24 protein-coding genes are annotated in these 23,201 nt (G+C 63.4%); 8 read left to right on the top strand and 16 right to left on the bottom strand.

Annotated features, from left to right (window positions below; genetic code table 11):
* Positions 1–7: 7 nt before the first annotated feature.
* Positions 8–1,645, bottom strand: a complete 1,638-nt coding sequence (locus PQR08_RS27590) for a peptide ABC transporter substrate-binding protein (RefSeq protein WP_250484734.1) — start codon at positions 1,643–1,645, stop codon at positions 8–10.
* A gap of 69 nt (positions 1,646–1,714) precedes the next feature.
* Here PQR08_RS27590 and PQR08_RS27585 point away from each other — a divergent pair, with 69 nt between their 5' ends.
* Positions 1,715–1,846: a hypothetical protein gene (locus PQR08_RS27585; protein WP_284509046.1), complete on the top strand. Its 132-nt coding sequence runs from the start codon at positions 1,715–1,717 to the stop codon at positions 1,844–1,846.
* A 274-nt stretch (positions 1,847–2,120) separates the two neighbouring features.
* Positions 2,121–3,020 carry a LysR substrate-binding domain-containing protein gene (locus PQR08_RS27580; RefSeq protein WP_250484735.1) on the top strand — a complete coding sequence of 300 codons (900 nt, stop codon included), beginning with the start codon at positions 2,121–2,123 and terminating at the stop codon, positions 3,018–3,020.
* 15 nt (positions 3,021–3,035) lie between these two features.
* Here PQR08_RS27580 and PQR08_RS27575 read toward each other — a convergent pair whose 3' ends face one another.
* The gene (locus PQR08_RS27575; protein WP_250484736.1) at positions 3,036–3,503 is read right to left on the bottom strand and encodes a VOC family protein; all 468 of its coding nucleotides are present in this window, start codon (positions 3,501–3,503) and stop codon (positions 3,036–3,038) included.
* Positions 3,504–3,709: 206 nt separating this feature from the next.
* Between PQR08_RS27575 and PQR08_RS27570 the strand changes: the two genes are divergently transcribed.
* The 3 genes from PQR08_RS27570 to PQR08_RS27560 all read left to right on the top strand — a co-directional run bounded on the left by PQR08_RS27570 (position 3,710) and on the right by PQR08_RS27560 (position 8,017).
* Positions 3,710–4,471, top strand: a complete 762-nt coding sequence (locus tag PQR08_RS27570; RefSeq protein ID WP_035503624.1) for an SDR family NAD(P)-dependent oxidoreductase — start codon at positions 3,710–3,712, stop codon at positions 4,469–4,471.
* 73 nt (positions 4,472–4,544) lie between these two features.
* Positions 4,545–6,278 carry a gamma-glutamyltransferase gene (ggt, locus tag PQR08_RS27565; RefSeq protein WP_187606199.1) on the top strand — a complete coding sequence of 578 codons (1,734 nt, stop codon included), beginning with the start codon at positions 4,545–4,547 and terminating at the stop codon, positions 6,276–6,278.
* 332 nt (positions 6,279–6,610) lie between these two features.
* The gene (locus PQR08_RS27560) at positions 6,611–8,017 is read left to right on the top strand and encodes an NCS2 family permease (protein ID WP_035503626.1); all 1,407 of its coding nucleotides are present in this window, start codon (positions 6,611–6,613) and stop codon (positions 8,015–8,017) included.
* 86 nt (positions 8,018–8,103) lie between these two features.
* Here PQR08_RS27560 and PQR08_RS27555 read toward each other — a convergent pair whose 3' ends face one another.
* The 11 genes from PQR08_RS27555 to PQR08_RS27505 all read right to left on the bottom strand — a co-directional run bounded on the left by PQR08_RS27555 (position 8,104) and on the right by PQR08_RS27505 (position 17,139).
* Positions 8,104–8,826, bottom strand: a complete 723-nt coding sequence (locus tag PQR08_RS27555; protein ID WP_250484737.1) for a hypothetical protein — start codon at positions 8,824–8,826, stop codon at positions 8,104–8,106.
* 169 nt (positions 8,827–8,995) lie between these two features.
* Positions 8,996–9,433, bottom strand: a complete 438-nt coding sequence (locus PQR08_RS27550) for an SRPBCC family protein (RefSeq protein WP_250484738.1) — start codon at positions 9,431–9,433, stop codon at positions 8,996–8,998.
* The gene (locus PQR08_RS27545) at positions 9,426–9,749 is read right to left on the bottom strand and encodes an ArsR/SmtB family transcription factor (RefSeq protein ID WP_187606197.1); all 324 of its coding nucleotides are present in this window, start codon (positions 9,747–9,749) and stop codon (positions 9,426–9,428) included. Before PQR08_RS27545 ends, PQR08_RS27550 begins: the two co-directional genes overlap by 8 nt.
* A gap of 141 nt (positions 9,750–9,890) precedes the next feature.
* Positions 9,891–10,040: a hypothetical protein gene (locus PQR08_RS27540; protein WP_160147434.1), complete on the bottom strand. Its 150-nt coding sequence runs from the start codon at positions 10,038–10,040 to the stop codon at positions 9,891–9,893.
* 108 nt (positions 10,041–10,148) lie between these two features.
* Entirely contained in the window at positions 10,149–10,616 is a 468-nt protein-coding gene (locus tag PQR08_RS27535; protein WP_250484739.1) for an RbsD/FucU family protein, read from the bottom strand.
* Positions 10,617–10,676: 60 nt separating this feature from the next.
* Positions 10,677–11,798, bottom strand: coding sequence for a succinylglutamate desuccinylase/aspartoacylase family protein (locus PQR08_RS27530; RefSeq protein WP_250484740.1), 1,122 nt, complete (start codon positions 11,796–11,798; stop codon positions 10,677–10,679).
* A 136-nt stretch (positions 11,799–11,934) separates the two neighbouring features.
* On the bottom strand, positions 11,935–12,723 hold the full coding sequence (locus PQR08_RS27525; RefSeq protein ID WP_250484742.1) for an ABC transporter substrate-binding protein: 789 nt from the start codon (positions 12,721–12,723) through the stop codon (positions 11,935–11,937).
* A 102-nt stretch (positions 12,724–12,825) separates the two neighbouring features.
* A complete protein-coding gene (locus PQR08_RS27520; protein WP_187606193.1) occupies positions 12,826–13,920 on the bottom strand; it encodes a calcium:cation antiporter in 1,095 nt (364 codons plus the stop codon).
* Positions 13,921–14,202: 282 nt separating this feature from the next.
* Positions 14,203–15,519: an MFS transporter gene (locus PQR08_RS27515; protein ID WP_250484743.1), complete on the bottom strand. Its 1,317-nt coding sequence runs from the start codon at positions 15,517–15,519 to the stop codon at positions 14,203–14,205.
* Positions 15,520–15,553: 34 nt separating this feature from the next.
* Positions 15,554–16,297 (bottom strand): SDR family oxidoreductase, encoded by a 744-nt coding sequence (locus tag PQR08_RS27510; protein ID WP_250484744.1) that lies wholly within the window; start codon positions 16,295–16,297, stop codon positions 15,554–15,556.
* Positions 16,294–17,139, bottom strand: a complete 846-nt coding sequence (locus tag PQR08_RS27505) for a fumarylacetoacetate hydrolase family protein (protein ID WP_250484745.1) — start codon at positions 17,137–17,139, stop codon at positions 16,294–16,296. Before PQR08_RS27505 ends, PQR08_RS27510 begins: the two co-directional genes overlap by 4 nt.
* 132 nt (positions 17,140–17,271) lie before the next feature.
* Between PQR08_RS27505 and PQR08_RS27500 the strand changes: the two genes are divergently transcribed.
* On the top strand, positions 17,272–18,210 hold the full coding sequence (locus PQR08_RS27500) for a LysR family transcriptional regulator (protein WP_250484746.1): 939 nt from the start codon (positions 17,272–17,274) through the stop codon (positions 18,208–18,210).
* A 39-nt stretch (positions 18,211–18,249) separates the two neighbouring features.
* Here the strand turns inward: PQR08_RS27500 and PQR08_RS27495 are convergent, their stop codons facing one another.
* On the bottom strand, positions 18,250–18,681 hold the full coding sequence (locus PQR08_RS27495) for an OsmC family protein (protein ID WP_035503645.1): 432 nt from the start codon (positions 18,679–18,681) through the stop codon (positions 18,250–18,252).
* 288 nt (positions 18,682–18,969) lie between these two features.
* Here PQR08_RS27495 and PQR08_RS27490 point away from each other — a divergent pair, with 288 nt between their 5' ends.
* Both PQR08_RS27490 and PQR08_RS27485 read left to right on the top strand, forming a co-directional pair.
* Positions 18,970–20,310: an NAD(P)/FAD-dependent oxidoreductase gene (locus tag PQR08_RS27490; RefSeq protein ID WP_408162979.1), complete on the top strand. Its 1,341-nt coding sequence runs from the start codon at positions 18,970–18,972 to the stop codon at positions 20,308–20,310.
* Between the two features lie 65 nt (positions 20,311–20,375).
* Positions 20,376–21,029 carry a DsbA family oxidoreductase gene (locus PQR08_RS27485; protein WP_187606187.1) on the top strand — a complete coding sequence of 218 codons (654 nt, stop codon included), beginning with the start codon at positions 20,376–20,378 and terminating at the stop codon, positions 21,027–21,029.
* Positions 21,030–21,058: 29 nt separating this feature from the next.
* On the opposite strand, the gene PQR08_RS27480 is transcribed toward PQR08_RS27485, so the two are convergent.
* Both PQR08_RS27480 and ypfJ read right to left on the bottom strand, forming a co-directional pair.
* A complete protein-coding gene (locus tag PQR08_RS27480; protein ID WP_250484748.1) occupies positions 21,059–21,961 on the bottom strand; it encodes a flagellar brake protein in 903 nt (300 codons plus the stop codon).
* 197 nt (positions 21,962–22,158) lie between these two features.
* A complete protein-coding gene (ypfJ, locus tag PQR08_RS27475; protein ID WP_250484749.1) occupies positions 22,159–23,031 on the bottom strand; it encodes a KPN_02809 family neutral zinc metallopeptidase in 873 nt (290 codons plus the stop codon).
* Positions 23,032–23,201 lie beyond the last annotated feature (170 nt).

The following is a 23,201-nucleotide window of genomic DNA, read 5'->3' as shown; positions in this document are numbered from 1 at the left end:
CTGTGCGTCAGTGTTTGACGATGTAGAGATCCTTGCTGCCGTAATGATCCATCGGATTCTTCAGCGAATAGCCGCCGACATAGCTCTTCACGAGACGCGGCAAGCCGTATTGCAGCAGCGGCAGCATCGGGTAGTCGTCCATCACGATCTTCGCCGCCTGCGTCTGCAACTGCGTGCGCTTCGCGAGATCCGTGGTTGCGGCCGCTTCCTTGATGAGCGCGTCGGCCTTCGGGTTGCAACTGAAGCTGTCGTTCTGCTCCGACTTGCACTGCACGAGCGTGAGGAAGGTCGTTGCGTCGTTGTAGTCGGCCACCCAGCCATTGCGCGCGATCTGATAGTCGCCGCCATGACGCTTCTTCAGCAGCACCTTGAACTCCATCGACTCGATGTCCATCGTGAGGCCGAGCTTCGTCTTCCATTCCGACGCGACGAAGATCGCCATCTTCTTGTTGTAGTCGCTCGTGTTCATCGCGAAACTCAGCTTCGTGCCCGGCTTCACGCCCGCCTGTTCCAGCAGCTTCTTCGCTTCCTCGACGCGCTTCGCCATCGGCCACGTCGACCATTCGTAGTTCGATACTTCCGCGCCGCTCACGCCCTTCGGCAGCAGGCCGTACAGCGGCGTCTGGCCGTCGGCGGTCACGCGCTGCGCGAGCAGATCGCGGTCGATGACCATCGAGAGCGCCTTGCGCACGCGCACGTCCTTCAGCAGCGGATCGCGGTTGTTGAAGCTGTAATAGCGCGTGCCGAGAATCAGCGAGTTGCGGATGTCCTTCGGGAATTGCTGGCTGTACTTCGCATACGTGCCGGTCGGCAACTGATACGTCATGTCGTTCTCGCCGGACTGGAACAGCTTGACGTCCGTGTTCTCGTCTTCGACCGGCAGATAGGTGACCTGCGTCAGTTGAACGTTCGTCTTGTCCCAGTAGTTCGAATTCTTCGTCAGCACGAGCTTGCTGTTGACCTGCCAGTCCTTGAGCTGAAAGGCGCCGTTGCTGACGAGGTTGCCCGGCTTCGTCCAGTCCTTGCCGAACTTCTCGACCGTGGCGCGATGAACCGGCCCAAGATTCGGATTCGACATCAGTTCGGGCAGGAACGGCACGAGACCGTCCGTCTTGACTTCGATGGTGTTCGCATCGATCGCGCGCACGCCGAGCGCGCTCGCCGGCTTCTTGCCCGCGACGATATCCGCGCCGTTCAGCAGGAACGGGCCGAACACGTTCGCATACGACGACGCCGTTTTCGGATCGACGAAGCGCTGACAGCCGTAGACGAAATCGTTTGCGGTGACGGGATCGCCATTGGACCAGCGGGCGTTCTTGCGCAGATGGAAGATCCAGGTCGTCGAGTCCTTCTGTTCCCATTTTTCCGCGACGCCCGGCACCACCTTTCCGTCCGAATCCGTGGCGGTCAGGCTTTCGAACAGGTCACGCGAGACGTTGGCCGCGACCACGGTTTCGACCAGCGCCGGATCGAGCGTCTCGACCTCGGAGCCGTTGTTACGCACGAGTTCCTGCTTCGCGGCGAGCGCGACGCCGGACGGCACGATGGCGGCCGTCGCGTTGAGTGCGGAGAGCGCGAGCAGCGCTGCGGCGGCAGCGAGCTTCGTGCGCTGGACCGATACGTGGTGAACGGAAAAGAACGTCATGGGGAATCCTCTTTTGTCTCGATTGTCGATCTTCGCTTTCGTTTTACTTGCACAGATTCGGAGTCCTACATGCATCAGCTTGTTTATCGCAAATGGAATAAACAAATCGATCTCGAACCCGGCAAATTTAACGAAAAGCTTTCTTGTTTCTGTCGCATCGCTGCGGCGATTGCACGCACGCATCGCGCGTCGGGCGAATGATTCTTACGCGGACGCTTTCATTCGCGCTTCAGGCTGGCGGCGAGTATTTCGCATCAATAAGACGGATGCCACTCACATGTGCTTATAGACACTAAATTTTTCGAATAGTCGTTCAATTTGTTGGATCGACGCACTTTGCGACTTTCGGCGCACGAATGGGGCTAAGGCAGCAAGTGCTTGTTTCCTATAAGATTGCGTCGCCGTTAACAGCCGCTTCAATGCCGTCCGAAAGATGATCCGTTTTCGCCAGATCGAGGCTTTTCGTAGCCTCATCATGACCGGCACCAGTGTCGGCGCAGCAAAAAAACTCCACGTCACGCAACCCGCGATCAGCCGACTCATTGCCGATCTCGAAGCCGATCTCGGTTTCAGCCTGTTTTCGCGCGTCGGCGGCCGTCTGAATCCGACGACCGCCGGCCTGCGCTTCTACAAGTCCGTCGAAGAGAACTTTCTCGGGCTGGAGCGTCTGAAGCAGGTCGCCGCCATGATCCGCGAGGAAGCGTCCGATGGCCTCACGGTCGCGTGCATGCCCGTGCTCGCGACAACGCTTCTGCCGCCCGTGCTCGCCGATTTCACCGAGCGGCATCCCGGCGTGCCGATCAAGGTCGATTCGGTGAAGGTGCCCGAAGTGCTCGTGAACCTGCAGAACCACAAGGCCGATATCGCGCTGAGCCTCGCGTTTCCGGCGGTCGCGGGCATCGAGGTGGAAACGTTGCTCAAGGCACGCGCTTCCTGCGCGATGCCCACCACGCACAAGCTCGCCAAAAAGAAGATCGTGCGACCGTCCGACTTGCGCGGCGAGCAACTGATTGGCTGGCTGCCGAATTCACGGCAGCCCTACGACGCGGAACAGTCGCTGATTTCATCCACCGAGGACCGGCCGCGCTATACGGTCTTCACCGACACGGCCCACACCCGCTATGCGATGGTCGCTGGCGGTCTCGGCATATCGATCGTGGAACCGTTCGCGGCGAAGGTCTGGCGCGCGCACGGCGTCGTCGTGCGGCCGTTCGAGACCGATATCGAGTACGAATACGTGCTGTCCTATCCGAGCAGCGGAATCCGCTCGGATCTCGTCGCGTCGTTCCGGGATTCGGTGAAGCGCATCGCCGAGCATTATTCGTTCGATGCCCCGGAGGATGCGTTGGACGCCGTGCCTTTGAACGCGGACTGACGCGCCGCGCGCAGTTCAGCCGCCGAACAGTTTCCTCGCGCGTTCGCGCATCTGCTCGGCGGAGACATCCTCGACGTGAGTGGCGATCCACCATACATGCCCGAACGGATCGCGCAACTTGCCGCCGCGGTCGCCGTAGAACTGGTCTTCGACCGGGCGCAGGATCGTCGCGCCTTCGTCGGCGGCGCGTTGCGCGACCGCGTCGACGTCCGTCACGTAGAGATGCAGCATCACAGGCGTGCCGCCGACCGAGAGCGGCCCCACGGTGCCGTAATCGGGAAACTCGTCGCAAAGATAGATGACGTTGCCGCCGATCGACAACTCCGCGTGACCGATGCGTCCGTCCGGCTGCTCGATCCTGAACGTTTCCGTCGCGCCGAACACTTTCGTGTAGAAGTCGATGGCGCCGGCGCAGCCCGCCACCGCCATGTACGGAATCACGCCGCGACGGTCCTGCGGAATCGGTTCGACTTGCGAGGTCATGTCATTCTCCTGAAATATCGCGGACGCCCTGCCCGCGTCCCCTTCGACACGTATGCTCCGCCGATGGTGCCCGGCCTTGATCCGGCCCCGCGTCTCGGGCATGCTGTCGGCCAATTCCGGCGGCTTCGCCGCGAACGCGCATTCGCGCTTCGCTTCATACTCTCGCTTGTCGCAGTCGCTTCAAACCCAATCAAAACGGAGCACTCATGCACGATCTGAAAGGCAAATCGATCCTCATTACCGGCGCGAGCACCGGCATCGGCGCGGCGGCGGCGCGGGCTTTCGCGCAATACGGCGCGAATGTCGCGGTGCACTACAACAGTTCGAAGGACAAGGCCGAGGAAGTCGCGAAGGACGTGCGCGCGCTCGGCGTCACGGCGATTACGGTCGGCGCGGACGTGCGCGATTCGAAGGCGATCGACGCCGCTGTCGCGCAGGTCGTCGATACCTTCGGCAAGATCGACGTGCTCATCAACAACGCGGGCAGCCTCGTGAAGCGCGAGCCGATCGCATCCGCGAGCGACGAACTCTTCGACGAGATCATGCACATCAACGCGCGCTCGGTGGTCGCGTTCACGCGCGCGGCGCTGCCGTCGCTGCGCTCGGGCGGCGGCGGCTCGATCATCAACGTGACGTCGGTGGCGGCGCGCAATGGCGGCGGCCCGGGCGCGCTGCTCTACGCGGCATCGAAAGGCTTCGTCAGCACGATCACGAAGGGCATGGCGAAGGAACTGATGGCGGATCGCATCCGCGTGAACGCGGTGGCGCCCGGCGTGATTCAGACGCCGTTCCAGGAACGCTTCACGACGCCCGAGCAACTCGAATCGTTCCGCAAGTCGATCCCGATGGGTTTCATCGGCGAGCCCGACGATTGCAGCGGCGCGTTCCTCTATCTCGCGTCCGAGGCGATGTCGCGCTATGTGACGGGGCAGATCATCGACGTGAACGGCGGGCAGCTGATGCCCTGATCGTTGCATCGCGGCGCTCGTGGTATATAAAGCGTCTAGTCTTTCGTCGCACGTAATAAAGGAGATACAGGAGATGCTTTTGAAAAAAGAACCGCGCATCCGGTCCCTCGCGCTCGGCGCCATCGTCGCGTCGGCGCTCTTGACGGCGGGATTCGTCGAGACCGCGCCGGCCTATGCGAAAACCGCCGACGCTCAGCCGGCCGTGCTGAACGCCTCGGCGGTCGCCGTCGCGGACAAGTACGCCGCCGACACAGCCGAGCAGATCTTCAAGCAAGGCGGCAATGCGGTCGACGCGGCCGTCGCGATCGCCTTCACGCTCGCCGTCACGTATCCGGAGGCGGGCAATATCGGCGGCGGCGGCTTCATGACGCTCTACGTCGATCATCGCCCGTACTTCCTCGACTATCGCGAGCGCGCGCCGCTTTCGGCCACGCGCAACATGTACCTCGACGACAAGGGCGAAGTCATCAAGGGCATGAGTCTCTACGGACATCGCGCGGTCGGTGTGCCCGGCACGGTCGACGGCATGTGGGAAGCGCAGAAACGCTTCGGCAAGCTGAAGTGGAAGCAGGTGCTCGCGCCCGCCATCAAGTACGCGCAGGACGGCTTCGAAGTCGACGATCAACTGGTCAAGCGCCGCGACGACGCCTCGAAGGAATTCGCCGGCAAGACCAACTTCGACCTGTATTTCGGCGGCATGAAGGCGGGCCAGGTGTTCAAGCAGCCCGACCTCGCGATGACGCTGCAGCGCATCGCCGACAAAGGGGCGAAAGGCTTCTACGAAGGCGAAACCGCCAATCTGATCGCCAAGTCGATGGAAGGCCACGGCCTCATCACCACGCGCGACCTGAAGGACTACAAGGCCGTGTGGCGTCAGCCGATCACCGCGAGCTGGAACGGCTATCGCGTGATCACCGCGCCGCCGCCGAGCTCGGGCGGCGTCGGCCTCGTGCAGTTGCTGAAGATGAAGGCCGATATCAAGGACAAGTTCCAGGACGTGCCGCTCGATTCCGCGCAGTACATTCACCTCGTGGCCGAAATCGAGAAGCGCGTCTTCGCGGACCGCGCGCAATATCTCGGCGATCCCGATTTCTACAAGGTGCCGGTCGCGCAGCTCATCAACGACGACTACATCCTGAAGCGCGCGCAGGAAGTGAATCCCGACACGCCTTCGGACACGAAGAGCGTGCAGCCGGGACTCGGCACGTCGATGCCCGAGAAAGCGGAGACGACGCACTTCTCCGTCGTCGACAAGTGGGGCAACGCGGTATCGAACACGTACACGATCAACGGCTACTTCGGCTCGGGCGTGATCGCGGAAGGCACGGGCATCGTGCTCAACGACGAAATGGACGACTTCGCGTCGAAGCCGGGCGTGCCGAACATGTTCGGCGTCGTCGGCAGCGATGCGAACTCCATCGCGCCGAAGAAACGCCCGCTCTCGTCGATGACGCCGACCATCCTCACGAAGGACGACAAGGTCGCGATGGTGATCGGCACGCCGGGCGGATCGCGCATCTTCACGTCGATCTTCCAGGTCATCACGAACGTGTACGACTTCAACATGCCGCTCGGCGACGCCGTGGGCGCGACGCGTTTCCATCATCAGCTGCTGCCGCCGAACACGATCTTTCAGGAGCCGTACCATCAGCTCGATGCCGACGTGATCAAGCAGCTCGAGGACAAGGGCTACAAGTTCACGATGCAGGGCTTCAACGGCGACATTCAGGCGATCCGCATCGACGGCGACAAGCCCGAACCGATGTCCGACCCGCGCGGACGCGGCGTGTCGCGCGTCATCCGGTAATGCGCCGCACAACGGCGAGCAAGTAAAATAGCGGCCCGGACCGGACTAGCGTTTGCCCTAGTCCGGCTCCTCGCCGGTCTTGCCGAAGGCCCGCCCCATGCGGGTTTCACGGCATATAAGCCCCTCGGCATGACCGGCATGTTTTTCATGGGATTGGACCCCGCGTTCTGTTCCCCTAGTCTCTGTCCTGACCGAGTGCAGCCGTAAGTGCACGTCACTCGGCATCATCCAGAACTACATACGAGACGACCCTGACGATGGCCCCGCAGTGACCGCGCGCAGTGAGCGCGGTGCACGGTTGCCGTTTCAGCGTGCTGATAAAGGAGCAGCTCATGATGGAATCACCCGCCCAGCAGCTTGGCGACATCGATATCACCTCCACCGAACGAGACGAAAGCACTCAGGCCGCCAGCGGCGGCTTTCTCGATCGCTACTTCGGCATTTCGCAAACCGGCAGCACGGAAAAGCGCGAGATCGTCGCGGGCGTGACGACCTTCCTCGCGATGGTCTATTCCGTGTTCGTCGTACCGGGCATGCTCGGCAAGGCAGGCTTCGACACAAGCGCGGTGTTCGTCGCCGTGTGTCTCACCACGGCATTCGGCTCGCTCCTGATGGGCGTCTGGGCGCGCCTGCCGATCGCAATCGGCTGCGCGATTTCGCTGACCGCGTTCACGGCCTTCGGCCTCGTGCTCGGCAAGGGCCTCACGCCGGCCATCGCGCTCGGCGCGGTGTTCCTGATGGGCATCGTGTTCACGGCGATCTCCGTCACCGGCGTGCGCTCGTGGATCCTGCGCAATCTGCCGACGGGCGTCGCGCACGGCACGGGCATCGGCATCGGCCTGTTTCTGCTGCTGATCGCGTCGAACGATGTCGGCCTGATCGTCAAGAACCCCGCGCCCGGCATGCCGGTGTCGCTCGGGCACATCACGGCCTTTCCGGTGCTGATGTCGGTCCTCGGCCTGGCTGCGATCTTCGGTCTGGAGCGCCGGCGCGTGCCGGGCGGCATCCTGCTCGTCGTCGTCGGTCTGTCAGCGATCGGCCTGATCTTCGATCCGTCCGTGCGCTTTCACGGCATCTTCGCGCTGCCGTCGCTGTCGGCGCCGGGCCATGCTTCGCTCATCGGCGCGATGGACATCAAGGGCGCGCTGTCGATGGCCGTGCTGCCGAGCGTGCTGGCGCTCGTGATGACCGCCGTGTTCGACGCGACCGGCACGATCCGCGCTGTCGCCGGCCAGGCGGGCCAGATTGACAAGAACGGCCGCATCATCAACGGCGGCCGCGCGCTGACCGCCGATTCGCTGAGCTCGATCTTCTCCGCGTGCTTCGGCGGCGCGCCGGCTGCGGCGTATATCGAATCGTCGGTGGGTGTCGCGGCGGGCGCGAAGACGGGCCTCGCGGCCGCGGTCGTCGGCGTGTTGTTCCTCGTGGTGATGTTCCTCTCGCCGCTCGCCGCGCTCGTGCCTTCCTATGCAACGGCGCCCGCGCTGATGTATGTCGGTCTGCTGATGCTCGGCAATGTCAGCAAGCTGCATTTCGACGATACCGTCGACACGATGTCCGGCCTCGTCTGCGCGGTGTATATCGTGCTGTCGGCGAACATCGTGACGGGCATCATGCTCGGCTTCACCACGCTCGTGATCGGCCGTATCGTCGCGGGCGAATGGCGCAAGCTGAATGTCGGCACGGTGGCGATCGCGGTCGTGCTCGCCGTGTTCTATCTCGGCGGCTGGGCGATCTGATCGCTGGTTGCAGCGCCTGAAAATGCAAACGGCGCGCTGTCCGAAAGGACAGCGCGCCGTTTTTGCTTTCGAAGCCTACGGGCCCGTCAAGCAGCGACGCGCGTGCTGGCCATCTTGCGAATGCTGCGATCGACACGGAACATGATCAGCGACAACACCAGCGTAATGAACAGGCCCGTCGCACCGGCGACCACGCTGATCGACTGAAGCGCGGAAATACGTTTTGCGGAAGCATCTACCTCTGCCGCGGTCTTTTTCGACTCGATGGCCGCGTGCTGCGCCTCCCACCCGGAAGTGAACTGCGTGATCGCGGCACTGACCACCGAGAAGAACTGGTCTTGCGATCCGTTGACTTTCTTGCCAACGTCCGCGCGCGACAGCACGTCGTCCAGATACTTCGTTTGCGCTTTCCCGAAGTTTGCGCCGTGATCGGTATCGTCCATCCATGAGCCGACGACTCCCTGCAGGTCGCTCTTCTCCAGGGTAAATCCGGTCCCCACAAGACTCTTTCCATGCTTGAGCAGCACGGCGTGCAGACCATCGAGCAGCGCCGCTCGTTCCTTTTCTGCTGGGTCCGTCGGCGCGGCGTCGGTATCACGCTGATCGGAGCTTGGCTCAGCGCTTTCCAGATGGAACGCCGACGCGTTCACTGATATATCCGAAGGCACGGCCGCTGCCTTGGCGTTGTAGTTCAACACGGCCGGCACGCCGGCCACGACCGCGACGATCAGCGCCAATGTCGCCAGCACCAGAAAGATGATTCTGACAAGTTGCAAATAGCCGTTCTCCAGCTTGCTTACGAAATGCATTGTGTGCGCCCTCTTATTCGAAAATTTTCTGTCATGCCGCCGCCTTTAGGGCGCGGCATGGAGTCGAGATCGTTCGCTCACGCGAACTGGCACGATTATCTCTGAGAGGATTCCTCACGAATCCAGTCTTTCTGTCAATTTTCGATATGCCTGCGCACACGCGGCACGCCTACTTGCTGACAAGCGCCACTTGCCCCGTTTCCAGCAACGACTTGAGATTCGACAGAATCTTCGGCCATCCGCCCGACACGGCCTCGATGAACGGCTTGCTGTCGCTCACATGCGTGACGGTGAGTCTGACCGCTTCGCCCTGCTGCTCCAGTTCGTAAGTGCAGCGCGAATATCCCGCGTCTTTCAGATCCTCGCGAAACTCGTTGCGCCATTTGAGCACGAGGCGTTTGCCCGGCTCGGCTTCGAGCACTTCGCCCGCATCCGCGACGCGCCCGTCGGAGAACAGCATCTTCCATGACGAGCCCGCCTGCCAGTCGGATTCCTGATGCATGCCGAACCAGTATTTCTTCACGAATTCCGGCGTCGTCAAGGCTTCCCATAGCTTCTCGGACGTCGTGCGGATGTACGTCACATACACAAACGTGTCGCTACTCATGATCGTCTCCTTCAAGCGTGCGTTTGAGGTCGGACAAAGCGTCCAGGCGCGGACGCTCGAACTTGCTGATCCAGCGTTGCGCGATCTCGTGGATCGGCACCGGATTGAGGAAATGACGCTTCTCGCGGCCGTGACGCTGCGTCGACACGAGATTCGCCGCCTCGAGTATCGCGAGATGCTTCGACACGGCCTGACGCGTCATGCGAAGGCCGTCGCACAGCTCACCGAGCGTCGGCCCGTTGGTTTCGCGAAGGCGGTCGAGCAGTTGTCTGCGGCTGGCGTCCGCGAGCGCGCGAAAAACCGAATCGTCATCCATGAACGCATTATGCAACCATTTGGTTGCATGTCAAGCAGCTGGATTCGATGAAAGCGGCAGCGCAAATGCGACAACGCCCCGGAAGCCTTTCGCTTCCGGGGCGTTGCCGATACTCCTGACCGGGATGCTGTCGCGCGCGGCTTACTTGCGGCGATACGATTCGACGAGAATCTCGCAGTTTTGGAGGTGCAGTTGCAGCGCACGATTCCACTCGCGACGCACCGCAGCCTTCGACGCGCGCAGCCAGGAACCGAACGAAACGAGCAGGGATTGTTGAGCGGTGGTTTTCATGAGCGGCTCTCAGGGTAAGTAGCTAAGGGATAACCCTGACTATACGCTTTTTACGCTGCATTGCAACATCTTCTCAAAAAAGCAACAGGGTAATCCCTAGGCCATCGGTCACATCTGCTGCGGCGCGTCCGGCGCCAGTTGCACGCCCTTTTTGAAGATGAAGCAGCCGTAGCCGCGCGTTTCGCCCGTCGCGATCACGCAATACGCCTTCTTCGCACGCTCGTAAAACGCGAAACGCTCGACCGATGCGAACGGCACCGCGTGACCTTCGGCAGCGTCGATCTCGCGCTGGGCTTCGTGTTGCACAGCGGGCAGCGCGGCCGCATCGCCGACGACTTCCATGCGCTCGGCAGGATGATCGACGAACGTATCGAGCGGCATCACCGACAGCACCGCCCTCACCGCGCGCGGCGCGCCGACGCCATCGAGTCGCAGCACGCGGCCGAGGACCGTCTGACGCGCGACGGAATCGGCGGGAAAGTTGGCATCGCAGATCACGACTTCGTCGCCGTGGCCCATCGCGCAGAGCGCGTGCAGGATATCGGGGTTGAGCAGCGGATCGATGTTCTTCAGCATGTTTTCTTGTTCTCCATGACGTAAGGCCGGTTTCGAATCCATGGTAACCGCGCGGCGCCGCTAGGGTACGAGCAAGTCGCCCTGCCGCGCCGCGTCTTTGCCCGCGATGCGCGCGACCAGCATTCCCGCCATCGCGAAACGTGTCCAGTGCCGCGCGTACAGCACACCTTCGGTCTGCGCGACGAGCGGCACGAGCCGGTCATCGAGCGGATCGAGCACGTCGGCGATGACGTCGCCCGCGCGCACCGTCTCGCCGATCTCCCGCCGATGCAGAATCACGCCCGACACCGGCGCGTGCACGTATTCGCACCCGGCGAGCGGCGTCGCGGGATGGCGCAGCGGCGGCGGCTCCGGCGCTGCGCCCGCGACCATGCCGATATGCGTCAGATAATCGACGATCGCCTGAGCATCGCGCGCGGCCATCTCGTGCGACACGTCGCGCACGCCGCGCAACTCGAGCGTGACGGACTTCGTCGCCATCGGAATCGGAAAGCGGCCTTCGAATGCGCCGCGCAGATAGCGCCACGCCGCCGTGCACGCCTCGTCGAACGGCTCGCCGCCCGACACGTCAGCGAGCAGTTGCGCCTCGCTGCCGACATAGCGCGCGAGCGGCTCGATCGCGGGCCACGCGTCGGGCGTCGTATAAAGATGCGCGACGGCTTCCCAGTCGCAATGGAGATCGATGACGAGATCCGCATCGCACGCGAGCTTGATCAGTTCGAGCCGCTGCGACTCCAGTTCGGTCGCGGGTTTGCGCGTAGCGAGCGCGTCGGAAAGCGCTGCGCGGATGAGGCGCGCGTTGTGCGCTTCGTCATCGCCGAGGCGGTCTTTCAGTTGCAACGCCAGCTCGGGCCCGATCTCGGGAAAGCGCCGGTTGAAGTCCTGACCCGAGCCCATCTCGAAGCGGCCCATCTGCGCGCCGAACCAGTGCTGATTCAGGCCCGCCGGATTCGCGACTGGCACGAGCACGACGCGCGCGCGCAGACGCCCCGTCGCTTCCAGTTCGGCGAAGCGCCGCTTCAAGTACCACGCGACGACCATGCCGGGCAATTCGTCCGCGTGCAGCGATGCCTGGATATAAACCGTGGGCGAATCGCCGTCCCGCGGACCGAACCTGTAGCTCGTGATCGCCCGCCCGGTGCCGAGCGACGCGCCGACGAGCGGATGGTGATGAATCTGCATCTTCGAAAATCTCTCGTCGAAAAGAAAAGGCACCGCGAGCGATGCCTTTTCCGTCGAATACGTCGAATACGTCGAATACGTCGAATACGTCGAATACGTCGAATACGTCGAATACGTCGAATACGTCGAACGGCGCTTACTGGATCGAGATATCCGTCTCGAAGTACTTCGCCATGATGCGCTTGAACGTGCCGTTCTTTTTGATCTCGACAAACGCGCTGTTAAGGCCGTTCTGCAGATCGGCGTCGCCCTTGCGCAGGCCGATGGCCGTACCCGGACCGATGAGCGCCTTGTCTTCCACGATCGGACCGACGAGCGCGAACGGCTTGCCCTGCGGCTTCTTCAGAAAGCCGATGGCGGCTTGCGCGGCGTCGGTGAACATCGCGTCGATGCGGCCCGCGACGAGATCGGCCTCGACCTGTTCCTCATCGGCGTAAGGCACGACCGTCACGCCCTGCGGCTCCCACTTCACCTTCGCGTAACGCTCCTGCACCGTGCCCTGCTCCACGCCGACGCGCTTGCCCTTCAGCGCCTGAGGCGTCGGCAGGATGCCGGAGCCCGCGCGCGCGACGAGTTGCGCGTGGGTGTCGTAGAGCGGCTCGGTAAAGTCGATCTGCTTCAGGCGCTCTTCGGTGATGCCCATGTCGGACAGCACGGCGTCGAACTTGCGGGCCTTCAGGCCGGGAATCATGCCGTCGAAATTGTTTTCGACCCACACGCACTTGACCTTCATCTGCGCGCAGAGCGCGTTGCCGAGGTCGATGTCGAAGCCGGCGAGCTTGCCATCGGCCTGCTTGGATTCGAACGGAGGATAGGAGGGATCGACGGCGAAGCGGATTTGCGTGATCTCTTTGGCGTGCGCCGAGAACGAAACGGCGGCGAGTGCGGCAAGCATCGCGAACGATGCGGACTTCTTGAATGACATGTTTTCCTTCGGGACTTTCGATGAGACGGCGAAACATCGCGCGCAAACGCGCGAAAAACCGTGAATGGTATCAAACGCCCACGGTTCGCCGCGCGACGCCCATCAAGGCACGACCGAAAGAAACAGGAAAGCCGCGAATATCACGAGATGCACGACGCCTTGCAAAACGGTCGAGCGCCCGGTGCCGAGCGTGATGACGGACACGATCAGCGTGAGCGCCAGCATGACGATTTCCTTGGGCGCGAGCCCGAGCGAGATGGGCTGGCCCATGAAGATCGACACGACCGCGACCGTCGGAATCGTCAGGCCGATGCTCGCGAGCGCCGAGCCTAGCGCGAGATTCAGGCTCGTCTGCAGCCGGTTCAGGCGCGCCGCGCGCACGGCGGCGAGACCCTCGGGCAGCAACACGAGCGCGGCAATCACGACGCCGACCACGGCTTCCGGCGCGCCCGCCGCCGCGACGCCGGCCTCGACCGCCGGCGACAGGAGCTTCGCGAGCCCGACCACCGACACGAGCGACAGCATCAGAAAGCCGAGCGCGAGCCACGCCTCGCCGTTGCTGGGCGGGGGCGCGTGCGGCGCTTCATCTTCGTCCGGCGTGTTGGCGGCGATCGGCGGAGTGAACGGCAGGAAGTAATCGCGATGGCGGATCGTCTGCACGAATACGAACGTCACGTACAGCACGAGCGAGATCACACCGACGAAAATCAGTTGCGATGTAGACAGCGCAGGACCGACGACGGTGCTCGTGAAGTTCGGCAAAACGAGCGTGAGCACGGAAAGCGCGCAGAGAATCGCGAGCGCGGCGGCCGCGCCTTGCAGTTGAAAGTCCTGCACGTGATGCCGCAAGCCGCCGATCAGGAGACACAGGCCGACGATCCCGCAACCGCAGATCATGATCGCCGCGAACACGGTATCGCGCGGCAGTCCGGCCTTTTCGGGGCCGCCGGAAAGCATCACCGAGACGATCAGCGCGACCTCGATCACCGTGACCGCGATCGCGAGCACGAGCGTGCCGAACGGCTCGCCGACGCGGTGCGCCACCACTTCCGCGTGATGCACGGCCGCGAACACCGCGAACGCGAGCGCGATGGCCGCGAGCACGATCATCGCGGTGTTGTGGATGAACGCGGCGCCGGCCAGTACGACGAGCGCGAGAATCGGGGTGGCGAGGGTCCAGTCCAGCTTGAATTTCATCGGCGCTCCGGGCGGATCGGGTGAATGGGATCGTCGGCTCATGCGATGTAACCGCAAGGTCTGCAAAAACGCGCCGAATGAATCGGACCCGCTCGGGCGCCGCGCGTGCGGAGAGATTACCGTGACAAAGGGCCGCAGACCATCGGCATGATAGCGAAAACGCGGCGTCGCGCGTTCGCCCGCGTGCGTGGACGCGAGCGCGTGATGGTCGGAGCGTAGTTGCTCAGGCGGCTGGTTGCACGCAAGGCCGCTCGAAGGAACGGCCCTGCGCGCCGTATGCGGTCACTCCGCGCCGCTTTCCCGGAAGTAGAGACGGCGCGGCAAACCCCATACGATCAGCATCGCGCCGAGCAGGCACGCGAACGCGATCGCATAGAGGCCGGGCGTCGCGCTGCCCGTCATCGTCTTTACCTTGCCGACCATGTACGGGCTGATGATGCCGCCGAACTGCCCCACCGAATTGATCAGCGCGATGCCGCTCGCCGCCGCGATGCCGGTGAGAAAGCGCGTCGGCAGAATCCAGAAGAGCCCGAGCGACGTGATGATGCCGGTTGCCGCGATCGTGAGGCCGATCACGAGCATCACGGTATTGCCCGGAAAGAAGCCGCACAGCACATAGCCGATGGTGCCCGCGAGCGCGCAGGCGCCGAGGTGCCAGCGCCGTTCGCCGGTGCGGTCCGAGTGTCTGCCGATCAGAATCATGCCGATGCCCGCGACCGCATAAGGCAGCATCGAAATCAGGCCGATTTTGAACGGATCGCTCGTGCCCGCCGTCTTGACGAGCTGCGGCATCCAGAAGACGAGACCGTAGATGCCCATTGCGAGGAACAGATAGATGAGCGCCATCACGAGCGTGACGGGCTCGCTGAACGCGGCCTTCAGCGAATGCACTTCGCCGACTTTCGGATCGCGCGCGAGTTGCGCCTTGAGCGCGCGCTTTTCGTCGGCATCGAGCCAATTCGCGTGATCGACGTCGTCATCGACGAAAGCGAGCACGACGAAGCCGAGCAGCACCGACGGAATGCCTTCGAGCAGAAAGAGCCATTGCCAGCCGGGCATGCCGTTGAGACCGTCGCAGAACTTCATGATCGCGCCCGACAGCGGACTGCCGATGATCCCGCACAGCGCGATCGACGCCATGAAGAACGAATTGATGCGCCCGCGCCGCGACGAAGGAAACCACTTCGTGAAGAAATACAGCGCGCCCGGCACGAAGCCCGCTTCGAGCGCGCCGATCAGAAAGCGCAGCACGTAGAACCAGGTTTCGGTATGGACGAACATCATGCACGCCGACGCGATGCCCCACGTGATCATGATGCGCGCAATCCAGCGCTTCGCCCCGACGCGATGCAGGACGATATTGCTCGGCACCTCGAACAGAAAATAGCCGACGAAGAACACGCTCGCGCCGAAGCCGTACATCGCGTCGGAGAAACCGAGTTCGCTCTGCATCTGCAGCTTCGCGAAGCTGATGTTGATGCGATCGAGATACGAGAACACGAAGCATGCGACGAAGAGCGGCACGAAACGCCAGAACACCTTGCGGTAAATCTGGGCGTCGTCGTGCGCGACGTCGCGCGGGGCGGCGATGGAATCCACGTTGTCTCCTTGTATTTTTCTGGATGCAGCGATGTCAGTAAGTGGCGCGTCCTCCGGACAGATCGAACACCGCGCCCGTCGTGAACGAGTTCTCGGAGGACGCCAGGAACGCGACCATAGACGCGATCTCCTTCACTTCGACGAAGCGCCCGCGCGGAATCTTCGACAACATGTAGTCGATGTGCTCCTGCTTCATCTGATCGAAGATCTTCGTGCGCGCGGCGGCCGGCGTCACGGCGTTCACCGCGATATCGAGTCCCGCCGTTTCCTTGCCGAGACTCTTCGTCAATGCGATCACGCCCGCCTTCGCCGCGCTGTAAGCCGATGCATTCGGGTTGCCTTCCTTGCCCGCGATCGACGCGATATTGACGATGCGTCCGTAGCCGCGCGCGATCATCGTCCTGACGATCGCCTGATTGACGTGGAACGCGGCGTTCAGATCGACGTCGATCACGCGCGACCATTCTTCCGGCGCGTAGTCTGCGACCGTCGCGTTCGCGCCCGCGATGCCCGCGCTGTGCACGAGAACGTCGATTTGCCCGAAGCCTTCCTGCGTGCGCGACGTCGCTTTGGCGACCGCATCGCGATCCGTCAGATCGACGAGCACGGTTTGCACGTCGCCCAGACGAGCGCGCGCCTCGGCCAACGCGCCTTCATCGCGATCCCACAGCGCGACGCGCGCGCCGCCTTCGAGCAGACGCTCCGCCACCGCGTAACCGATGCCCTGCGCGCCGCCCGTCACCACGGCCGCGCGCTTCGTGAAGTCGTAGCGGTTCATGCGTCGACCGTCCGTTGCCGTTGTTCGCCCAGTCCTTCGATGCCGAGGCGCATGGTCTGCCCCGCGCGCAGATAGACCGCTTCCGGCTTCTGTCCCATGCCGACGCCCGGCGGCGTGCCCGTCGAGATGACATCGCCCGGTTGCAGGCTCATGAAGCGCGAAAGATAAGACACGATTTCGGCGACCTTGAAGATCATCGTGGCGGTGTTGCCGTTCTGATAGCGCTTGCCGTCGACTTCGAGCCAGAGCGGCAGCTTGTGCGGATCGGGCACTTCGTCGGTGGTGACGAGCCACGGTCCGATCGGGCCAAACGTGTCGCAGCCCTTGCCCTTGTCCCAGGTGCCGCCGCGCTCGATCTGATACTCGCGCTCTGACACGTCGTTGATCACGCAATAGCCGGCGACGTGGCTCATCGCATCGGCTTCGTCGATGTACGCGCCGCCCTTGCCGATCACGACGCCGAGTTCCACTTCCCAATCGGTCTTCTTCGAGCCGCGCGGAATGCGCACGTCGTCGTTCGGGCCGACGACCGCCGACAGCCACTTGTTGAACACGACCGGCTCGGAAGGCACGGGCAGGTTCGATTCCGCCGCGTGATCGGCGTAGTTCAGCCCGATGCAGATGAACTTGCCGATGCGCCCGACGCACGGCCCGATACGCTCGGACGAAGGCACGAGCGGCAGCGTCGACGGATCGAGTTTCGCGAGGCGCGCGAGCGATTCGGGCAGGAGCGCGTCGCCGGCAATATCGCCGATCACGCCGGACAAATCGCGGATCGCGCCGCTGGAATCGAGAACGCCGGGTTTTTCCCGGCCGGGCGCGCCGTATCGAAGCAGCTTCATGAGTCGTTGTTTCCTTGACGGTTGAGCAGAAGCCCACAATGTAGATAAGCCGCACGCGCCTGAATAATGAAAGCTGCTGCCGAGGCGATAACTTTCCGTTATCTTCTCGTAGTCCCCTAGCCGCTCTCAGCCATGCTGCCGAATGCCGATTCCATCGCCGCGCGCCTGCGGCTCAAGCAACTGCGCCTCTTGATCGCGCTCGACGATCACGGCTCGCTGCACCGCGCCGCCGACGAAATGGCGCTCACCCAGCCGGGCGCGACGAAGTCGCTGCGCGAGATCGAAGCCACGTTGGGCGCGACGCTCTTCACGCGTTCGGCGCAAGGCATCCAGCCCAACGAGCTCGGGCGCTGCGTGATCCGCTACGCGCGCCTGATTCACATGGACGTCGCGCATTTGCGCGAGGAAATGGCGGGGATTCTGCAAGGCACGGGCGGGCGGCTCGCGATCGGCGCGATCACGGGCGCGGTGTCGGGCGTGCTCGTCGATGCCCTCGCGCGCCTGCGCGAACGCCAGCCGGCGCTGACCGTCGAAGTGGTCGAAGACACGAGCGCCCGGCTTCTGGCGCTGCTCGATCAGGGACGGCTGGATGTCGCGATCTGCCGGGCGAGCGTCGCGCGTCAGCCGGATCAATACCACTACGTCGAATTGCGCGATGAGCCGCTCGCGATCGTCGCGGGTGTCGCGCATGCGCTCGTCGATGCGCCGCGTGTCGAACTGAGCGAACTCGCGTCCAGCCGATGGATCGTCTATCCAGCCATCATGCCGATCCGCAGCGTCTACGAGCGCGAGTTCAAGGAAGCGGGACTGCCGCTGCCCTCGCATCCTGTCGAGACGGCATCGACCATCACGACCGTTCTGTTGCTGCAACGCGACCCCACGCTCGTCGCGATGATGCCGCTCGACATGGCGAGCTTTCTCGCCGAACACGGACTCGCGAGGCGGCTCGCAATCGCGGTGCGCTCGCGCACGGAGCCGTATGGCGTCGTGACGAGAAAAGGCGTGCCGTTGCCCGCGCCTGCACGGCTCATCATCGAGGAACTGACGCGCGAAAAAAACGCGGACGGGTGATGTGCCCGTCCGCGCGTTCCTGCCCGACTGCCTGATCGCTTACTGAACGAGTTCCGCGTTCAGCGTGATCTTCGCGTTGCCCGCGAAGAGCTTCGACACCGGACAGCCTTCCTTCGCGGCCTGCGCGGCCTTGTCGAACGCGGCTTTATCCGCGCCGGGAATCTTCGCCTTCAGATCGAGCTGGCACGCCGTGATCGTGAAGCCCTCGCCGTCCTTTTCCAGCGTGACCGTCGATTTCGTTTCGAGGCTTTCGGCCTTCATGCCGGCCATCTCCAGTTGCAGCGAGAGCGCCATCGTGAAGCAGCCCGCATGCGCTGCGCCGATCAGTTCTTCCGGATTCGTGCCCGGACCTTCCTCGAAGCGCGATTTGAAGCCATACGGCGCTTCGTTGAGCACGCCGGTTTGCGTCGAAATGAAACCCTTGCCGTCCTTGATGCCGCCGCTCCATTTTGCCGATGCTGTCTTTTGCACGAGAGTTCTCCAGAGATGAAGTGGAACTGCGATGACCGGCGCCGCGCGACGTCGGCGCACGTGTGATGCACGTCTTAATGAGCCGCATGCGCCGTGCCCGGCTTCGGCCGAGCGGTTATGTCGAGCGCGTCGTTGTTCATCGTAGCGGATCGCGCGTGCGGGCGCAGGGAGGCTGCGAACCGGCTTAGGCCGTTCGGGTTATACCGATTCGTATGGTCAAAAACAATCGATTCACTTAGCATCCTGTGACCCGCGAAATTCATCGAAAGGGCGTAAGGCGCACAACACATGGGTCCACCAACAGAACGCATTCCCGAAGACCGCACGCTTCCCGATCACGTCGATGTCGTCATCGTGGGCGGCGGAATCATCGGCATCAGCACCGCGCGTGCGCTCGTCGACAAAGGCCTGTCGGTCGCCGTATGCGAAAAGGGATACGTCGCGGGCGAGCAGTCGAGCCGCAACTGGGGCTGGTGCCGCGCGACGCATCGCGACTTGCGCGAGCTCGAACTGAGTCTCAGGAGCCTCGAGCTTTGGCGACGCATCGATGCCGAACTCGGCATCGACACAGGTTTTCGCGAATGCGGCATCCTCTACGCCGCCGACGATGCGAAAGCGCTCGCGGATCACGAAGCATGGCTCGCACGCGCCGTGGCGCTCGTGGGCCGCGACGCGCTCGATTCGCGCATCGTCTCGGCCGATGAAACCGGCACGTTGATGTCGGGCACCGCGCGACGCTTCGCGGGCGGCATCTACACACCGAGCGATGGCCGCGCCGAGCCGCAACGTGCCGTGCCCGCGATGGCCGCCGCGCTGCGCAAACGCGGCGTGAAAGTGCTGACGCCTTGCGCGGTGCGCGGCATCGAGACGAGCGGCGGCGCGATCAGCGGCGTCGTCACCGAGTACGGACGCATCGGGTGCGCGAGCGTGGTCGTCGCGGGTGGCGCGTGGACGCGCTATTTCGCCGGCAGCATCGGCGTCGATGTGCCGCAACTCATGGTGCGCTCGTCGGTGATGCGCACGTCGCCGCTGGAAGACGGCCCCGAAGTGAGCGCCTGCAATCAGGAGATGGGCTACCGTAAGCGTCTCGACGGCGGCTACACCATCGCCAATGCCTTTCATAGCTATCACGACATCACGCCGGACAGCTTTCGCCTTTTCGCCAGATTCCTGCCCGCGCTGAAAAGTCAGCTCGGCTCGATCAAGCTGGGACTGAACGCGCGCTTTTTCGAGGAACTGCGCCGGCCGCGCCGCTGGCCGCTCGATCGGCCGACGGTCTTCGAGACGCAGCGCACGCTCGATCCCGCACCCGTCGAGTCCTTCAACAAAGCCGCGCTCACGGAGTTCCGCAAGCTCTTTCCGGCGCTTGCCGGATTGCGCATCGAACAGGCGTGGGCCGGTTATGTCGACGTGACGCCCGATGCCGTGCCGGTCATTTCCGGCGTGGATGAGCGGCCCGGCCTCTTCATCGCGACGGGTTTCTCGGGGCACGGCTTCGGTATCGGGCCGGCTGCGGGCAAGCTGATGGCGGACCTCGTCGCGAACGACGCACCGCTCGTCGATCCGCGCGCGTTTCGCCTGTCACGGTTCTCCGACGGCAGCAAGATCGAGATCGACGGCGGCTTCTGATCGGTCGCACATGCGCGCGCCGCCCGTCGGCACGCGCTAACATACCGGTTTTGCTTGAGGCTTACATGGCATCCACGTCTGTTCTTTATATCGACGTCTGGTCCGACTTCGTGTGTCCGTTCTGCTATCTCGAGACGCCCGTGCTCGATCAGTTCCGCAACGCGTACGGCGATGCGGTTGAGATTCGGTGGCACGCGTTCGAGTTGCGCCCCGAACCCACGCCGCTGGTCGATCCCAACGACGAAAAGCTCGTCGAAATCTGGGAAAACTCGGTCCGCCCGCTCGCTGAAGAACGCGGCGTGTTGATGCGCATGCCGCCGGTCACGCCGCGCAGCCGCAAGGCCTTCGAGACGGCCATGTTCGCGCGCGAATCGGGCCGCTACGATGTCGTGCATCGGGCGATCTTCAAGGCGTATTTCGAGGAAGGCATCGACATCGGCGATACGGACTCGCTGCTCGATATCGCGGCGACCTGCGGCGTCGATCCCGAATTGCTCGAAGAGGCGCTCGATGACGGCACCTACACCGATCTCGTGATCGAAGACGAAGATTTCGCGAAGAAGCTGGGCGTGGGCGGCGTGCCGTTTGCGGTGCTGTCGCGCGATCCCGCGCCCGGTCAGGAAGCGCCGCCGCCGATCGCGCTGCGTGGCGCCGCGCCGATCGAGCATTTCGAGGCAGCCGTCGGGCGACTTTTTCCGGACGGTTTTCCGGGCGTTTGAACCGGCTCGGAACCGGCCGTAGCGCGATTCTAGCTGTGCTCGGCCATGAACGATTTCAACGCGATACGCTGCGACGGCTCCAGCGATTCGAATTCGAGCCCGTAAGCCGCACTGCCATCGACCGGATCGATCGAGCCGACGTGGCGCACGATCGCGATGGTGTCGATCTTTACATCGACGCCATCGGTCTTGAACTGAAACGCGAGTTGCAGACGATCGCCCACGTGCGCGGCCGGATTCGCGACGGTCAACGACATCCCGTAAGGGCTGATGTCGCTGACACGGCCCAGTTGCCGGCCGGTTTGCGGCTCGCCATCGGCGACGAAGTGCGCGGCGAGCCGCGTCGGCATACGCGCGAACTTGCGCGTGCGCAGCCTGCGGATCGCGCCCGGCGCCGACAGTACCGCGTAGTTGAACGGCTCGCGACAGGTGGCATCAACGGTACAGGCGAAGCGGAACACGCCCCGCCCCGTAAGCGCGACCAGATCGACCTGCTCGCCGAGCGTCAGATCGAGCGGATCGAATCCCGCCATCAACGGTTGCGTCACGAATAGCGAGCGCTCTCCGTTGCGGCGCGGCGTCGAGAAACCGATCACCCGGCTTGCATACATCGCGGAGCCCGTGCCGCCGGTGCCACGCAAGCCGACCCGCGCGCCGATGGTAAGACCGATGTCCTCCAGCGTCAGCGGCCCGTCCGCGGCGGCATCCGCGTCGGCCGCGCTCGGCGCAGGCTCCCGCATCGCACGGTGCGGCTCGAAATGCCGGAACATGAATTCGAGCGACATGGCATCGGGCACGACGGCGCCCGCGTCGAAGAGCAACGCGCCATCGGCGGCGACGATCGGCCACTCCAGACGGGCGTTAAGCGGAATCTCGGAAGCTTGGAGGCGAACCAGCAACTGGCGCGCGTCTTCGACGGTTTCTTCGGTCATCTCATCGGACGATTCTTAAGTATTTCCCGCAATCGTCATGCTTGCCGGGTTCGCCGTCAAGTGCTGAATGGCAACTTTTACGTTAGCGCACTTATATTTTTGACGCGACGTGGACTTCCTACCGCCCAGCGACGCGTCAGGTTTATGCGCATAAAAGTTTTTATGAGATAACGCTTTTAGCGAACTGCACTCTCCGATCAGAGCGCGCGCGCCGAAAACGTGTCGCACTGGCCGACATCGCCCGACGACATGCCGCGCCGCAGCCAGCGCTGACGTTGCTCGCTCGTGCCGTGCGTAAATGCCTCGGGCACGACACGCCCTTGCGACTGCTGTTGCAGACGGTCATCGCCGATCGCGGCCGCCGCGTTCAGCCCCTGCTCGAAATCGCCCGGTTCGATCAGCTTCGCGTTGTCGCGTTGCGCGACGGCGGCCCAGACGCCCGCGAGGCAGTCTGCCTGCAACTCGACGCGCACCGACAGCGCATTCGCCTGTTCGCGCGTCATCCGCGAACGCGCCTGATCGACCTTGCCCATGATGCCGAGCACGTTCTGCACGTGATGCCCGACTTCATGCGCGATCACATAGGCCTGCGCGAAGTCGCCGCTCGCGCCGAAGCGATCGCGCAACTCGCGATAGAACGACAGATCGATATACACCTTGCGATCGCCGGGACAGTAGAACGGCCCCATCGCCGTCTGTCCCGTGCCGCACGCGGTCTGCGTGGCGCCCGAGAACATGACGAGCTTCGGCGTCGGATAGTCCTGATTGAACTGCGCCCGGAAGATGTGCTGCCACGTCTGTTCCGTATTGCCGAGCACGCGGCGCACGAACACGGCGCCGGGGTCGGTTGCGGGTTGCGCGTTGCGCGGCGCGGCCTGCTGCTGCGGCGCGCTGCCTTGCAACACCTGCGCGCCGTTGATGATCGTCATCGGATTGATGCCGAAGAAATACGAGGCCGCGAGCGCCACGATGATCGTCCCGATACCGAGCGACCCGCCGCCGACCCGAAAGCCGCCTCCACCGCGCCGGTCTTCCACGTTCTGACTTTCTGGCTGGTCGTCGAGGCGCATGATCCTTCTCCTTCTACCCGCGCGGTGCGCGTGGTCAAAAACATTATGGTACCCGCGCCCATCGCACGTCTCGTGCCATTACAACGTAAAAGATCTTTCCCGGCGGTTCATCGCGCGGATGCAATCAGTGCGGTCGATTGTCGCGAAAGCGTATGCGCGCTCTTGCCGCA

It is taken from the genome of Caballeronia jiangsuensis (genome assembly GCF_046030135.1).
Lineage (GTDB): Bacteria > Pseudomonadota > Gammaproteobacteria > Burkholderiales > Burkholderiaceae > Caballeronia > Caballeronia jiangsuensis.
The sequence above is the reverse complement of the archived record's forward strand: the minus strand, read 5'-3'. Positions and strand labels throughout refer to the sequence as shown.